The sequence below is a fragment of the Pseudomonas khavaziana genome (assembly GCF_019145205.1).
Lineage (GTDB): Bacteria > Pseudomonadota > Gammaproteobacteria > Pseudomonadales > Pseudomonadaceae > Aquipseudomonas > Aquipseudomonas khavaziana.
Window position 1 is genome coordinate 357,360 of the sequence record NZ_JAHSTT010000002.1, and the last position, 14,881, is coordinate 372,240.

Annotated in this window: 13 protein-coding genes; 7 read left to right on the forward strand and 6 right to left on the reverse strand. The window is 58.9% G+C overall.

Annotation, left to right across the window (positions count from 1 at the left end):
• Positions 1–29 precede the first annotated feature (29 nt).
• Positions 30–695: an isoprenoid biosynthesis glyoxalase ElbB gene (gene elbB, locus KVH01_RS06130; RefSeq protein WP_217880783.1), complete on the reverse strand. Its 666-nt coding sequence runs from the start codon at positions 693–695 to the stop codon at positions 30–32.
• A 115-nt stretch (positions 696–810) separates the two neighbouring features.
• On the opposite strand from elbB, the gene KVH01_RS06135 reads away from it, so the two are divergent.
• On the forward strand, positions 811–2,046 hold the full coding sequence (locus KVH01_RS06135; RefSeq protein ID WP_043046930.1) for a sterol desaturase family protein: 1,236 nt from the start codon (positions 811–813) through the stop codon (positions 2,044–2,046).
• Here the strand turns inward: KVH01_RS06135 and KVH01_RS06140 are convergent.
• Positions 2,027–2,662 carry a DedA family protein gene (locus KVH01_RS06140; protein ID WP_043047041.1) on the reverse strand — a complete coding sequence of 212 codons (636 nt, stop codon included), beginning with the start codon at positions 2,660–2,662 and terminating at the stop codon, positions 2,027–2,029. The genes KVH01_RS06135 and KVH01_RS06140 overlap by 20 nt on opposite strands.
• 208 nt (positions 2,663–2,870) lie before the next feature.
• Here KVH01_RS06140 and hemB point away from each other — a divergent pair, with 208 nt between their 5' ends.
• Together hemB and ppk1 are read left to right on the forward strand one after the other, a co-directional pair.
• A complete protein-coding gene (gene hemB / locus KVH01_RS06145) occupies positions 2,871–3,884 on the forward strand; it encodes a porphobilinogen synthase (protein ID WP_217880784.1) in 1,014 nt (337 codons plus the stop codon).
• 18 nt (positions 3,885–3,902) lie between these two features.
• Positions 3,903–6,125: a polyphosphate kinase 1 gene (ppk1, locus tag KVH01_RS06150; RefSeq protein ID WP_043046932.1), complete on the forward strand. Its 2,223-nt coding sequence runs from the start codon at positions 3,903–3,905 to the stop codon at positions 6,123–6,125.
• 130 nt (positions 6,126–6,255) lie between these two features.
• Here the strand turns inward: ppk1 and ppx are convergent, their stop codons facing one another.
• Positions 6,256–7,758, reverse strand: coding sequence for an exopolyphosphatase (gene ppx / locus KVH01_RS06155; protein ID WP_217880785.1), 1,503 nt, complete (start codon positions 7,756–7,758; stop codon positions 6,256–6,258).
• A gap of 480 nt (positions 7,759–8,238) precedes the next feature.
• Here ppx and KVH01_RS06160 point away from each other — a divergent pair, with 480 nt between their 5' ends.
• From KVH01_RS06160 to KVH01_RS06175, 4 genes are all read left to right on the forward strand, one after another.
• Complete coding sequence (locus KVH01_RS06160) at positions 8,239–8,901, forward strand: DUF1120 domain-containing protein (protein ID WP_217880786.1); 663 nt, start codon at positions 8,239–8,241, stop codon at positions 8,899–8,901.
• A 111-nt stretch (positions 8,902–9,012) separates the two neighbouring features.
• The gene (locus KVH01_RS06165) at positions 9,013–9,729 is read left to right on the forward strand and encodes a fimbria/pilus chaperone family protein (RefSeq protein WP_217880787.1); all 717 of its coding nucleotides are present in this window, start codon (positions 9,013–9,015) and stop codon (positions 9,727–9,729) included.
• A gap of 49 nt (positions 9,730–9,778) precedes the next feature.
• Entirely contained in the window at positions 9,779–12,259 is a 2,481-nt protein-coding gene (locus KVH01_RS06170; protein ID WP_217880988.1) for a fimbria/pilus outer membrane usher protein, read from the forward strand.
• A complete protein-coding gene (locus tag KVH01_RS06175; RefSeq protein WP_217880788.1) occupies positions 12,210–12,827 on the forward strand; it encodes a DUF1120 domain-containing protein in 618 nt (205 codons plus the stop codon). Before KVH01_RS06170 ends, KVH01_RS06175 begins: the two co-directional genes overlap by 50 nt.
• Before the next feature lie 4 nt (positions 12,828–12,831).
• Here the strand turns inward: KVH01_RS06175 and KVH01_RS06180 are convergent, their stop codons facing one another.
• The 3 genes from KVH01_RS06180 to KVH01_RS06190 are packed head-to-tail and all read right to left on the reverse strand — an operon-like array spanning position 12,832 to position 14,871.
• Complete coding sequence (locus KVH01_RS06180) at positions 12,832–13,569, reverse strand: amino acid ABC transporter ATP-binding protein (protein WP_217880789.1); 738 nt, start codon at positions 13,567–13,569, stop codon at positions 12,832–12,834.
• Complete coding sequence (locus KVH01_RS06185; protein ID WP_217880790.1) at positions 13,556–14,206, reverse strand: amino acid ABC transporter permease; 651 nt, start codon at positions 14,204–14,206, stop codon at positions 13,556–13,558. The genes KVH01_RS06180 and KVH01_RS06185 overlap by 14 nt, the downstream gene beginning before the upstream one ends.
• Positions 14,203–14,871 (reverse strand): amino acid ABC transporter permease, encoded by a 669-nt coding sequence (locus KVH01_RS06190; protein WP_217880791.1) that lies wholly within the window; start codon positions 14,869–14,871, stop codon positions 14,203–14,205. The genes KVH01_RS06185 and KVH01_RS06190 overlap by 4 nt, the downstream gene beginning before the upstream one ends.
• Positions 14,872–14,881 lie beyond the last annotated feature (10 nt).

Consider the following 14,881-nt stretch of genomic DNA (forward strand, 5'->3'; position numbering starts at 1 on the left):
AGCAAGCTCGCTCCTACAGAAAGAGCGCGTTAGTCATTTTCGTGGGTCAGTTCCAACACCCGATCCACCAGCTTGTTGATGCCTGATGCGACCTCGCTGATGTTCTTGCCGAGCATATACGCCGGCGTGCTCACCAACCTGCGCGCCTTGTCCTCGACGATGTCCTCCACCGTGCATTCGTGGTGGGTGGCGCCCATCTTGTCCAAGGCTGCCGCTGTGTCGGCATCGTTGCCGATGGTGCAGATCACGCCCGGTCCGTAGATTTTCGCGGCCAGGGCCGGTGATATGCAGATCAATCCCACAGGCTTGCCGGCTTCGGCAAATGCTTCAGCCAGTTCCAGCACCTGCGGGTTGACGCTGCAGCCTGCGCCTTCTACGGCAAAGTTCGACAGGTTCTTCGCGGCGCCAAATCCGCCGGGCACGATCAGCGCATCGAAGTCGGCAGCATTGGCTTCGCGAATATCCTTCACCGCGCCCCGGGCGATACGAGCGGATTCCACCAGTACATTGCGTGTTTCGGGCATTTCCTCACCTGTGAGGTGATTGATCACATGGAGTTGCGCAATATTCGGCGCAAAACATTCGACTTGAGCGCCGCGCTGGTCCAGGCGCAGCAGGGTGATCACGCTTTCATGGATTTCTGCGCCGTCGTACACGCCACAGCCGGAAAGGATCACTGCAATCTTTTTGCTCATGGGCATTTCTCCTGATTCATGGCGTTAAATGTCTACTAATTTGTAAGCTGTTGCCAATGGGATCTGATGGCGGTGCACCTAATCTTGATGTAACAAAAATACACCGGACTAGCCCATGGACTTCGTGCCTTACGCGGTACCGTTTTTCATCGCCCTGATCGTGGTTGAACTGCTGGCCGACCGTTGGCGCGGCGCGCGTAACTATCGGGTGGCCGATGCTATCAACAGCCTCAGCACTGGCGTGTTGTCCACAACCACCGGTTTGCTGACCAAGGGCGTGGGCCTGCTGACCTACGCATTCGCCCTCAAGCACCTGGCGCTGTTCGAGTTGTCGGCCCAGAGTGCCTGGACCTGGGTGTTCGCCTTCGTGCTCTATGACATGTGCTACTACTGGCTGCATCGCATGGGTCATGAGCGCAATATCCTCTGGGCCGCGCATTCGGTGCATCACCAGAGCGAGGACTACAACCTCACCACCGCCTTGCGCCAGACCAGCACCGGCTTCCTGCTGAGCTGGATCTTTTACCTGCCCCTGGCCGTGGTCGGTGTGCCGCTGGTGGTGTTTATCAGCGTGGCGTCGCTCAATCTGCTGTATCAGTTCTGGGTCCACACCCGTCACGTTCCCAAGCTCGGCTGGTTCGAGTGGTTCTTCGTTACACCGTCCAATCATCGGGCCCACCATGCACAGAACGCTCTCTACATGGATCGCAACTACGGCGGGGTGTTCATTATTTGGGACCGACTGTTCGGTACGTTCCAGGAGGAAGACGACAACGAGCCGGTCATTTTCGGTGTGACCACGCCCTTGGCCAGTTGGAATCCGTTGTGGGCCAACCTGCAGTTCTACGCGCAGTTATGGAGTGACGCCCGGCGTACTGAAAGCTGGTGGGACAAGTTACGTATCTGGTTTATGCGCACCGGTTGGCGCCCGGCGGACGTCAAAGCCAAGTACCCGATGCCCAAGCCGGACCTGAGCCAGTTCCGCAAATTCGAGGTGCAGTTGGATGCGCGACAGCAGGTATACATCGCCTTGCAGTTTGCGGTGTATGTGGGATTTGGCAGCTATCTGATGAATTTCGGCGAGGCGTTGCCCTCGGTGGCGCTGGTCCTGGGCTGGGGGGCCATGGCGCTGGGCCTGTTTACTTTGGGGGTGGCGCTGGAGAATCGCCCGTGGGCGTTGAAGGCCGAGCTGGCGCGGCTGGCGCTGAACGCGCCGTTGGTATGGCTGGCACCGTTGGTCGGGCTGTGGCCCGCCAGCAACCTGGCCTGGCTGGCGCTGGCGAGCTACAGCCTGCTCAGCGTGATCGGCCTCTACTGTTGCAGAAGCCGGCTCACTCGATTGGTGTCTTAGGTGTTTGCACCGGGGTTGGCTCGGCAGCGAGCCGGGCCTTGGCCTCGGCACATGCCTCGCGGGCGATACGGGCATTCTTGACGCGGCGGCGCAGCCACAGGACAAGGCCCAGCACCAGCAGCGCGCCCAACACCCACAGTTCGTATTTCTTGACGCTGCCGAGCATGCCTTCCAGCACTGCGCCGAAGTGGTAAGCCGCAGCCCCCAGCGCAGCGGCCCAGATCGCCGCACCGATACCATTAAGGATCAAATAGCGCAGCGGCGGGTAGCCGGACAGGCCGATTGCCACGGGCATCACCGTGCGCAAGCCATAGACGAAGCGGAAGCTTAGTACCCAAATATCCGGGTGCTTGCGAATATGTTCCAGCGCTTTGTCGCCCATCAATTGCCAGCGCGGCTTGCGTGCCAGCAGCTTGCGGCCATGCTTTCGCCCCATGTAGTACCAAAGCTGGTCGCCGGCGTAGCTGCCAAAGAAGGCAACGACCACCACCAGGTTGATATCCATGTAGCCACGGAACGCCAGGAAGCCTGCGAGCACGAGGATGGTCTCGCCTTCGAAGAACGTGCCGAGGAAGAGGGCAAAGTAACCGAAGTCATGCAGAAATTGTTGAAGCATGGTCTGGGGTGCTGGCGAAATGAACGCGCAGCCTACGCCTTCACGGAGATTCATGAAAGTATCGAGATGTGTCACGAAGTGAACAATTCCTACATAAATGACGAATGTGACTACAGGTCGCGTCGATAAGCACAACTGTCATTCCTTCGTCATAATGGCCGCTTATAACTGCAACGCTCGCCCGTAAACGCGGGCTCAGGAGTCTGTCGTGAGCTTTACCCCTGCCAATCGCCTGTTCCCCGCTACCCGCCTGCGTCGCAATCGCCGTGATGACTTTTCTCGTCGGCTGGTACGTGAAAATGTACTGACGACGAATGATCTGATCCTGCCGGTATTTGTGCTCGACGGTGAAAATCGTCGGGAAGCGGTAACATCGATGCCGGGTGTGGAGCGTTTGACCATTGATCAGTTGCTGATCGAGGCGGCCAATTGGGTCGAACTGGGGATCCCGGCACTGGCACTGTTCCCGGTGACGCCGTCGGAACTCAAGTCCCTGGGCGCCGCCGAAGCCTGGAACCCGCAAGGGATCGCTCAGCGTGCCACCCGCGCCCTGCGTGAGCGCTTCCCGGAGCTGGGCGTGATCACCGACGTGGCCCTGGACCCGTTCACCACCCACGGCCAAGATGGCATTCTTGACGAAGACGGTTACGTTCAGAACGACATTACCGTCGATGCACTGGTCAGGCAGGCGTTGTCCCATGCCGCAGCGGGCGCCCAGGTGGTTGCGCCGTCGGACATGATGGACGGTCGCATCCAGGCGATCCGTGAAGCGCTTGAACTGGCCGGCCATGTCAATGTGCGGATCATGGCTTACTCGGCCAAGTACGCCAGCGCCTATTACGGGCCGTTCCGCGACGCGGTGGGCTCGGCCCTGAACCTGGGCAAGGCCAACAAGGCCTCGTACCAGATGGACCCGGCCAACAGCCACGAAGCCCTGCACGAAGTCGCGGCGGACCTGGCCGAAGGTGCCGACATGGTGATGGTCAAGCCCGGGATGCCTTATCTGGACATCCTTTATCGGGTCAAAGAGGAATTCAAGGTGCCGACCTTTGTCTACCAGGTCAGCGGTGAATACGCCATGCACATGGCAGCAATCCAGAATGGTTGGTTGAGTGAAGGGGTGATCCTCGAATCCCTGACTGCCTTTAAACGTGCCGGCGCCGATGGCATCCTGACCTACTTCGCCGCCCGCGCCGCCCAATTGCTTAGAGAGCAACAATAGCCCTCACAGGAACACTCGATGAATACCGAAGGACTCTCAGAAGTGGCTGTAAAAGACGCTCACCCTGTGGTTGAACAAGTCGCCGAGACCCCGCCGGAGCTGGAGCCGGCCCCGCCTGCCGTGGTCGTTGAAGCGCCTGCGCCGGCGCCGGTGGCCGTGGTCACCAACCTGGATGACAGCAGCCTGTACATCCACCGCGAACTGTCACAGCTGCAATTTAACATCCGCGTGCTGGAGCAGGCGCTGGATGAGTCCTACCCGTTGCTGGAGCGGCTGAAATTCCTGCTGATCTTCTCCAGCAACCTGGACGAGTTCTTCGAGATCCGTGTCGCCGGGCTCAAGAAGCAGATTACCTTCGCCCGCGAACAAGCCGGTGCCGACGGCCTGCAACCGCACCAGGCCCTGGCTCGTATCAGCGAGCTGGTGCACGGTCATGTGGATCGCCAATACGCAATCCTCAACGACATCCTGCTGCCGGAGCTGGAAAAGCATCAGGTCCGCTTCATTCGTCGTCGCCACTGGACCACCAAGATCAAGACCTGGGTGCGCCGTTACTTCCGTGACGAGATTTCCCCGATCATCACCCCCATCGGCCTCGATCCGACGCACCCGTTCCCCTTGCTGGTGAACAAGAGCCTCAACTTTATCGTCGAGCTGGAAGGTATCGACGCCTTCGGTCGCGACTCTGGCCTGGCAATCATCCCGGCACCGCGCCTGTTGCCACGGATCATCAAGGTACCCGAGGAGGTAGGCGGCGCTGGCGACAACTATGTATTCCTGTCGTCGATGATCCATGCCCATGCCGATGACCTGTTCCAGGGTATGAAGGTCAAGGGCTGCTACCAGTTCCGCCTGACCCGTAACGCCGACCTGGCGCTGGACTCCGAAGACGTCGAAGACTTGGCCCGTGCCCTGCGCGGCGAGCTGTTCTCGCGGCGCTATGGCGACGCTGTACGCCTGGAAGTCGCCGATACCTGCCCGAAACATCTGTCGGACTACCTGCTCAAGCAGTTCAACCTGGCCGAGTCCGAGCTGTACCAGGTCAACGGCCCGGTGAACCTGACGCGCCTGTTCAGCATCACCGGCCTGGACAGCCACCCGGAGCTGCAATACAAGCCGTTCACCCCGCAGATCCCGAAACTGCTGCAAAACAGCGAAAACATCTTCAGCGTGATAAGCAAGCAGGACATCCTGCTGCTGCACCCATTCGAATCCTTCACCCCGGTGGTCGACCTGCTGCGCCAGGCCGCCAAGGACCCCCACGTCCTGGCCGTGCGCCAGACCCTGTACCGCAGCGGCGCCAACTCGGAAATCGTCGATGCGCTGGTGGATGCTGCGCGTAACGGCAAGGAAGTCACCGCAGTGATCGAGCTGCGTGCGCGCTTTGACGAAGAGTCCAACCTGCAACTGGCCAGCCGCCTGCAAGCGGCCGGGGCGGTGGTGATCTACGGCGTGGTCGGCTTCAAGACCCACGCCAAGATGATGCTGATCCTGCGGCGCGAAGCCGGTGAGATCGTGCGCTACGCCCACTTGGGTACGGGCAACTACCATGCCGGCAACGCCAAGCTCTATACCGACTACAGCCTGCTGACATCCGACGACGCGCTGTGCGAAGACGTCGGCAAGTTGTTCAGCCAGTTGATCGGCATGGGCAAGACCTTGCGCATGAAGAAGCTGCTGCATGCACCGTTCACCCTAAAGAAGGGCATGCTCGACATGATTGCCCGCGAGACCCAGTTCGCCCTCGACGGCAAGCCGGCGCACATTATTGCCAAGTTCAACTCGCTGACCGATCCGAAGATCATCCGCGCGCTGTACAAGGCCAGCCAGTCCGGCGTGCGCATCGACCTGGTGGTGCGGGGTATGTGCTGCCTGCGTCCGGGTATTGTCGGCGTGTCGCATAATATCCACGTGCGTTCGATCATCGGTCGCTTCCTGGAGCACACCCGAGTGTTCTACTTCCTCAACGGCGGTGAAGAGCAGATGTTCCTCTCCAGTGCCGACTGGATGGAGCGCAACCTCGACAAGCGGGTGGAGACCTGCTTCCCGGTGGAAGGCAAGAAGCTGATCATGCGGGTCAAGAAGGAGCTGGAAAGCTACCTCACCGACAACACCCACAGCTGGAGCCTGCAATCGGACGGTCGCTACGTGCGTAACACGCCGACCGGCAACCAGAACCCGCGCAGCGCGCAGGCGACGTTGCTGGAGAAGCTGGGTAGCCCGATTCTTGCGGTGAACTAAACCCCAGAAAAATCCAAAAAATGTGGGAGGGGGCTTGCTCCCGATAGCGGTAGGTCAGTCACGAATAATTTGACTGAACCACCGCTATCGGGAGCAAGCCCCCTCCCACATTTGTTTTGCAGTGTGCTTTTTAGCGCAGGTTCAGACTGAACCCCACCCGCGTCAGCCATTCCGCTTCCTGGGCGAAGTCCGCCTGGGTCAACTGGTGTTCATCCAGCCAGCCCTTGGGGAACACTACGTCAAGGCTGTCGCCATCAGCTTGCAGCTTCACCTGGGGCATTTCCTGGGTACCGCGGATGTGATGGAACAGGATCGCAAAGCGCAACAGCGCGCACAGGCGGATCAGCTTGATGCCGTCTTTACCGAATTCGGCAAACTTGTCCTTGGGAATGTTACGGCGATGGCCGCGCACCAGCAGCGCGAGCATCTGTTGGTCTTCCCGGGAGAAACCGGCCAGGTCCGAGTGTTCGATCAGGTAGGCGCCGTGCTTGTGGTAATGGTAGTGGGCGATGTCCAGGCCCACTTCATGCACCTTGGCGGCCCAGCCCAATAGCTCGCGCCAGACTCCATCTTCCAGGTCCCAGTCCTCGGCCACCTGGTCGAAGGCGTGCAAGGCTTTGCGCTCCACGCGGGCGGCTTGTTCCAGGTCGACGTGGTAACGCTCCATCAGCGAGCTGAGGGTGCGCTCACGCACGTCTTCGTGGTGATGACGGCCCAGCAGGTCATAGAGCACGCCTTCGCGCAGGGCGCCATCGCAGTGGTCCATGCGTTGCAGTTCAAGGGCGTCGAAGATGGCCTCGAGAATCGCCAGGCCCGCGGGGAAAATGGCGCGACGGTCGGGCTTGATGCCGTCGAAGTCGATTTTCTCCGCATCCCCAAGCTTGAACAGCTTGCGCTTGAGCCACGCCAAACCGTCGGCGTTTACCTCGCCAGTACCATGGCCGCCGGCTTTCAAGGCCAGGCCGATGGCACGGATGGTGCCGGACGAGCCGATGGCTTCATCCCAGGTCAGGCGGTGCAGGGCGTGTTCGATACTCATGATCTCCAGCCGTGCCGCCGTGTAGGCCTGGGCATAGCGCGCCGGCGTGATCTTGCCGTCCTTGAAATACCGTTGGGTAAAACTCACGCATCCCATCTGCAGGCTTTCACGCAGCAGCGGTTCAAAACGCTGGCCGATGATGAACTCGGTGCTGCCGCCGCCGATGTCCGCCACCAGGCGTTTGCCGGGAGTATCGGCCAGGGTATGGGACACGCCGAGGTAGATCAGGCGGGCTTCTTCACGGCCCGAGATAACTTCCACCGGATGCCCGAGGATGTCTTCGGCACGATGGATGAACTCGTTGCGGTTGCGAGCTTCGCGCAGGGCGTTGGTGCCGACGATGCGCACGGCGCCAGTAGGCATGCCGTTGATCAGTTGCGCAAAGCGCTTGAGGCAATCGAGCCCGCGTTGCATGGATTCTTCATTGAGCTTGCGCTCGTCGTCGATCCCGGCGGCCAGTTGCACTTTCTCGCCGAGCCGCTCGAGGATGCGGATCTCGCCGTTCTGGGCCTTGGCCACGACCATGTGAAAGCTGTTGGAGCCCAGGTCGATGGCGGCGATCAAGGACAGGTTCTTGGCTTGGGATTGCGGCATGGTTTAGGGATCTCGGTCGATAACCTCGCCATCGTGCCACGATCAACGGCTGGCGCCAACGCGTTGTGCTTCCGGAATTTCTCTGAAGCTGTCTATAGGAATTTGTATGGGCGTCACGAGGCGTCTTCCCCGTTTTCCGCTTAGGACGTGAAGGAAGCTGTAGGGGATTTAGCTTCGATTACTTTTAACACATATGAAGATAAAACCTACGCCCTGTAGACCTATGGTCTATTGGCTATTCTCTTTAGGGCTACGGATGATAAGGACACAAAGGGGCAGCTTATATTTACTGTTCCGACAATAACTCAGGTGTTGTCTTATATTTTAGTAAAGTCTTAAGCGTACAGACTGTCACTCGGCAATTCTGCCCTGGTGTTATTTATTTATGCTCAGATATGTTCAGGATGATGAGGCGTTGTGCAATGGAATTGCCATGGCAAAAGTAAAGAGCGCCCAATAACTTATATCGGCGAGTCAAGTATGAAAAAAATAGTGGGTTTGACAGTGGGGCTTGTTTGCTTGGCAGCAACCCTTGGCGTAAAGGCCAATACGGGGAGCTCGGCCAATCTGAAGGTAGTCGGCACCATTAAACCGGCAGCGTGCACGGTACATCTTGGTGCAACCGGTGGTGAAATTAACTATGGCCAGATCCGTGCGTCGGACATACCGCCTAATGCTTATTACCCATTGGATGAGAAAACGCTGCCTCTCACGGTAAACTGCGGCTCAACGGCCGCCCAGATGGCGCTGTCTGTCACTGATTTGCAATCAAGCAGCACGGTGGCCGGCATTCTTGGTTTCGGATTTGCTGAAAGCCAGAATTTTGGCTTGGGCCTAGTGGGTGGCAAGCGTACGGGCGGTTATTCGGTCAGGCTCTCAAGATTGGCCAGCCAAGGCGCCAACCTGTATCCGATTAAGAGAGCAAGCGCATCTGGCGCCTGGCTATATAGCAGCAGCGGCCTGGTCGACAAATATCCTTATCAGCACTCCTGGAGCCGCAGCACCGCTGCGACACCCGCGTTCGTAAACTCGATTACCGGAACCCTTGCAGTCAAGGCCGTCCTCAATCGGGGCAGTGAGTTGAACCTTAGCAATGATATCCCATTGAACGGGCTTGCCACTTTAATCGTCACTCGAATTTAAAACGATCATAACGCCCGTATCGCAGCGCTTCTCGGGTGATGGCGTGCGGGCTATTCGGGCTTGCCTGCTTTATGCGGTTATTTATGCTTATTTATTCGTAGGTGCAACTCGATGCGTGGTGTTTTAAGTGCGATTGTTGCCGTGCTCGGCTGGGTGAGTCTTTCTTATTTACTACGAAGCGAAGTGATGGCTGCTGGTATGGAACCGGAAACATCGGTTGTCATTCTTTATGAGGCAGACGGTGAGGCGACGATAAACGTCAGAAACTCTGATACCGGTGTTGCCTTACTTCATTCGGTCATTAAAAACGTTCCAGAGGACCCAGAGCCGCTGTTGATTGTGACGCCACCTATTGCACGGGTCGAGCCGGGTGAAGTGCAACTGGTACGCCTGATCAGTACTTCAAAGGCGCCGCTCAAGACCCAGCGCTTGAAGCGCATCACCTTTGAAGGGATCCCGCAATCGCGCGCCGACGGTCGTTCAAGCATCGGTATAACCATACGCCAGGACCTGCCGTTGATCGTGCATCCGCGTGGTTTGCCCAAGCATCACGAGCCCTGGACATTGCTTGAATGGAAGCTACGGGGCAATCGCCTTACGGTGCATAACAACAGTGCCTATGTGATACGCATGGGGCTGGAAGTCCAACTACTTCCATCAAAACAGTCGGGTGTGCTGCCACGCACTTACATTTTGCCGGGTGAAACCCTCTCTACCGTGGTTGATGCGGTGCTGGCAGGGGTCAACGCCGTCGAGATGCAGCCAGCAACGGTCTATGGTTATTCGGCGCCAGTCTACACGGCGCCGGTCGTTGTCGACGGGGCCTGACCCGCCTATGAAGAAGGTTACCAGTATGGGCGGCTGGCATCCGCCCTTGATGCCCTGGTGGGTTTCGATCTCCCGACGTTGCGGATCAAGGGTCGTCATCGGTCTGGCAACACTCTGCAGCGCACCTGCCTACTCCCAGACGCTCGGAGAAGGCTTCGACCTTGCGGTGTTGTCAGCGCATGGAATCGACCCAAAGGTTGCTGATTATTTTAGTCATGCCGCGCGCTTTCGTGAGGGCGTTCATGTGGTGGGGCTGCGGGTCAACGGCAACCCGCTGGGCCTTGTGGAGGCGCGCTTTGATTACGAAGGGCAGCTGTGCTTCACCCCGCAATTGCTGGAAAAAGCTGGTTTACGGATTCCCACTGCCATTGTTCGCCAGGGCATTACGCCCAGTCAGGCATGTCATGATTTTCTGGGTGAGTATCCGGCCACCATCGTCAAGCTGCGCCCCAGCAGTGATGAGGTCACGCTGGTGGTGCCCACTCAATCGATGCGTGAGCAAGAGTGGGACAGCGGGAATTATTCCCAGGGTGGCACGGCGGCCGTGTTCAATTACGACGTGCAGGGGTTCGGTGAGCGCTCGCGCAACGACTCTGCCCGCTCTGTATCCGCCTACACCGAGGCGGGATTCAATCTGGGAAACTGGATCGTCCGCAGCCGACAGTTTTATGTGACTGACAATGGCAAGAGTCGCAGCGAGCATGTGAACGCCTTTGCCCAGCGCGATTTTGAAGCGCTGAAAAGTACCTTTCAGGCCGGCCAGATTTCCACTAATAACCCGATATTCGGCGGCCTGCAGCTTTCCGGTTTCCAGTTTTCTCCTGATGGTCGATCACGCGTTGCAGGGGCTGGCAGCCTGGTGGTGGTCGAAGGCTTGGCACAAGACTCATCGCGGGTCGAAGTGCGCCAGTCAGGCGTATTGATTCACACGACGCTGGTGCCTGCGGGGCCTTTCAGGTTTGCCGGCTTGCCCCTGCTCAATGGCACCAGCGATCTTGAAGTGAGTGTTATCGGTACGCGCGGTGGCAGTCATAGGTTCACTGTTCCAGCCGCGTCTTTTCGCGGCGCATTCCAGGTCGATCCAGGCTATTACTTTTCCCTTGGCAAAGTACGGGGAGCCGGGCTGGATAATGGCGAGTCCCCGGTGGTTGCGATGGGCAGCGGGACTTGGGGGCTGGGGCGTGATTCGTCGTTGGGGTTCGGCCTGATGAGCACGGATGCCTATCACGCTGCGGGTGGAACGCTGAGCACGGTTTTTTTCCAGCGTCTGTCTATCGCAGTCAGCCAGACCCTGTCTCGCGACGATGCAGGTAACGTCAGCGGGGGGCAGCGTGGGATTTCCCTGGGAAGCCCCCTGACCGCCACTATCGAGCTGAATGCCAGTGCTACCACTCGCACGCGTGGCTATCGCGAGCTGCTGGAGGCCGGGCGGTCGATTGGGCATGACGACCTCAACTCCCGGTTCAAAAACCAATATACCGTTGGGGTGAGCTGGGTGAACCCGCAATTGGGCGGATTCTCCCTTAATTACTCTCACGGATCGCAGTTTGACGGGCAATCTGCCGAACATCTGTTTGCTGCATGGAACCGTGATTTCGGCGGTACGCGTGTGGCGTTGATTGCCGATTCTCGGGTGGGGGGGGCCAGGGGGCGTACTGCTCGACGAAACGCCCGTGAGCAGCGTCGGCGAGAGCCCGGCAACGATCTTTCCGTTCGGCTGGAGGTAACCGTTCCTTTCGGCGAAAGCCGCAGCGTCAGGTCCTATGCCAGCCGCCGTGATGACAGGATCGAGCTTGGTGCGACGTTCAGTGAACGCGTCAACGATGCCGTGAACTACGAAGTAGGTGTTGCACGTGAGCAAACCAGCCGTGAACAGTCTGTCCACGGTCGGGTGAATGTAACGCCGCGTTATACCCAATTCTCGTTGGGGATGCGGCGCGACTCGTTGGGCACAGGTTATTCCAGCCAATTGCAGGGCGGCGTGGTGGCTCATGAGGAGGGTCTGACGTTCTCGCCCTATGCCGTCCAAGACACCTTCGGCATCGTCTCGGTGGAGGGCGTCGGGGCCGCGAAAGTTTCGACCCCGCAGGGGCCGGTTTGGACGGATTACCGCGGGCAGGCGGTGATCGCCAGCCTGCCGGCCTATCAGAACAGCAGTGTACAAGTGCAAACCAAGTCACTGCCCCGCCGGATTGATTTGAAAAACGGTACCAAGACCCTTGCAGTCGGGCGGGGCTCTTTCAATAAGGTTGATTTTGACGTGATAAAGGTGCGTCGCCTGCTTCTGGATGTGCGTGACGAGCAAGGGCAGCCCTTGCCCCAAGGGGCTGCTGTTTTCGACGAGAATAATGCCTTCCTGACCACCGTCGTGGGTGAAGGCATGGTGTTCCTGAATAACCTGGACGAACCGCAGGTCTTGAGTGTTTCCCGTGGGGATGGCACCACCTGTTCGTTAGAACTGAACCCTGAGCCAGAAACCGATGAAGATCAACTTTACGAAACTGCCTCGGCGATTTGCCGTGCCCGGTAAGCCGAACGGTCCTTTTGCACCAGGCTATCTGGCTGGCGGGCTTTCCCTTTATTTGCTGTTTGGCGCGTTTGCGCTCAATGCCGCTTATGCCAGCGAGTGTCGAGTATCATTGAGCCAGCCCACCGTCGACTACGGGGTTATCCGTCGCGCTGAATTATGGGGCGAGCAGTCCGGACGCCCCAGATTTTCCTTGGGTAATCGCACTTTCAGGCTATCCGTGGCCTGTGCCGATGTGACGGCCATGGCGATGCGCATTACGGGTGTGCCAGCGGAGGCAGGGGCGTTTCGGTTCGGACGCGAGGGGCACTTCACACTGCAGCTTCAACAGGCTCAAGTGGACGGGCAGAATGTTCAAATGCGTGCAGTGCACCAGTTTGATGAGTCGGCAAATGGACGTTTGTATCCGGGCGTAGTGCTTTGCGCACAAGCAGGCGGCGCTCCAGTATCGGGACGCCGCTTTACTGCCTTGGTCAATATCGAAGCCTATATGCCGGCGAGCGGAATGGCCGTAGGCAACGAGACCTCGCTGGAAGGGCGGGGGACCTTCGAAAGAGTTCCCTGCGCCTGAGATATCAGGTCGGTGACTCCACTAGACCGATGAAGCTGGCGAGTTCAGGTGTCGCTGGGTGGGCGAACAACACTTTCGGATCGCCGGTTTCATGCACCTTGCCCTGATGCATGAACACCAGTTTGTCACCGACTTCCCGGGCAAAGCGCATTTCGTGGGTCACCATGATCAGGGTCATGCCGTCCCGGGCGAGCTGGCGCACCACACTGAGCACTTCATTGACCAGCTCCGGGTCCAGGGCCGACGTAATCTCATCGCACAACAGCACCTTGGGTGACATCGCCAATGCGCGGGCAATGGCCACCCGTTGCTGCTGGCCGCCGGACAAACGATCGGGAAAGGCATCGAACTTCTCGCCCAAACCGACCCGCTCGAGCATCTGCCTTGCCAGCTGTGCCGCCTTGGCCTTGGGCACTTTCTGTACCACCTGCGGCGCCAGCATCACGTTTTCGCCGACGCTCAGGTGCGGGAACAGGTTGAACTGCTGGAATACCATGCCGACTTTCTGCCGCAGGCTGCGCAGATCGGCGCGGGCGGCGTCCAGGTATTCGCCGTCGACTTCGATCACACCGTCATTGATCGACTCCAGGCCGTTGAGAGTGCGCAGCAAAGTGGACTTGCCCGACCCGCTGCGGCCAATGATCGCAACCACCTGGCCTTCATCCACCGTCAGGTCAATGCCCTTGAGCACATGGTGATCGCCGTAATATTTATGCAGGGCCGAAATTCTAAGCAGAGGCATGCAGTCTCCTTTCCAGGTAGCGCGCACTGAGGGACAAGGGGTAGCAGAGCAGGAAATAACCGAGGGCCACCAGGCCGTAGACCATGAAGGGTTCGAAGGTGGCATTGGCGAGCATGCCGCCGGTCTTGGTCAGTTCGGTGAAGCCGATGATCGAGGTCACGGCGGTGCCTTTGACCACCTGCACTGAAAAGCCCACCGTGGGCGCGACGGCAATGCGCAGCGCTTGCGGCAGGATCACATAGCGCAGTTGCTCAAGTGGGTTCAGGGCCAGGCTGGCCGAGGCCTCCCATTGGCCGTGGGCGATGGAGTCTACGCAGCCGCGCCAGATTTCGGCCAGGTAAGCACTGGTAAACAGGGTCAAGGCGATTGCCGCCGCCAGCCAGGGCGATATATCCACGCCAAGCAGAGCAACACCGAAGAATACCAGGAACAACTGCATCAACAATGGCGTGCCCTGGAACAGTTCGATATAGGTGCGGGCACTATTGCGCAGGAACGCTTTACGGCTGATGCGCATCGTCATCACCAGCAGGCCGATCAGGCCGCCGCCCACGAACGCCACCAATGACAAGAGCAGCGTCCATTGCAGGCCGGTGAGCAGGTTGCGCACGATGTCCCACAAGGTGAACTCACTCATCGGCTGTTCCTCATTACAAACCGCCGGCCGATCCAGTTGAGCAACTGGCGGATCATCAGCGCCATGCACAGGTAAACAAGGGTGGTCAGGGCATAGGTTTCAAATGCACGGAAATTACGCGATTGGATAAAGTTGGCGGCAAAGCTCAATTCTTCAGTCGCGATCTGCGAACACACCGCCGAACCCAGCATCACGATGATGATCTGGCTGCTCAGGGCCGGCCACACCTTGCCCAGCGCCGGCAGCAACACCACATGGCGGAACGCTTCGAAGCGCGTCATCGCCAACGCTGCAGCTGCTTCCAGTTGCCCACGCGGGATGGCCTGGATCCCGGCGCGGATGATCTCGGTGGAGTAGGCGCCGAGGTTGATCACCATTGCCAGCACCGCGGCTTGCCACTCGGTGATTTTCAGCCCCAGGGACGGCAGACCGAAAAAGATGAAGAACAACTGCACCAGGAAGGGTGTGTTGCGGATCAATTCAACATACACACCAAAGATCCACGCAAACGGCTGGATCTTCCACGCCCGCACCACGGCGCCAAGGGTGCCCAGGGCAATCCCGAGGATCGCGCCGATGGCCGTCAGCTCCAGGGTGAACAGTGCGCCGCGCAGCAGCAGGTCGGTATTGGCCAGCACCGGCACAAAGTCGAATTGATAGGCCATCTGTCAGCTC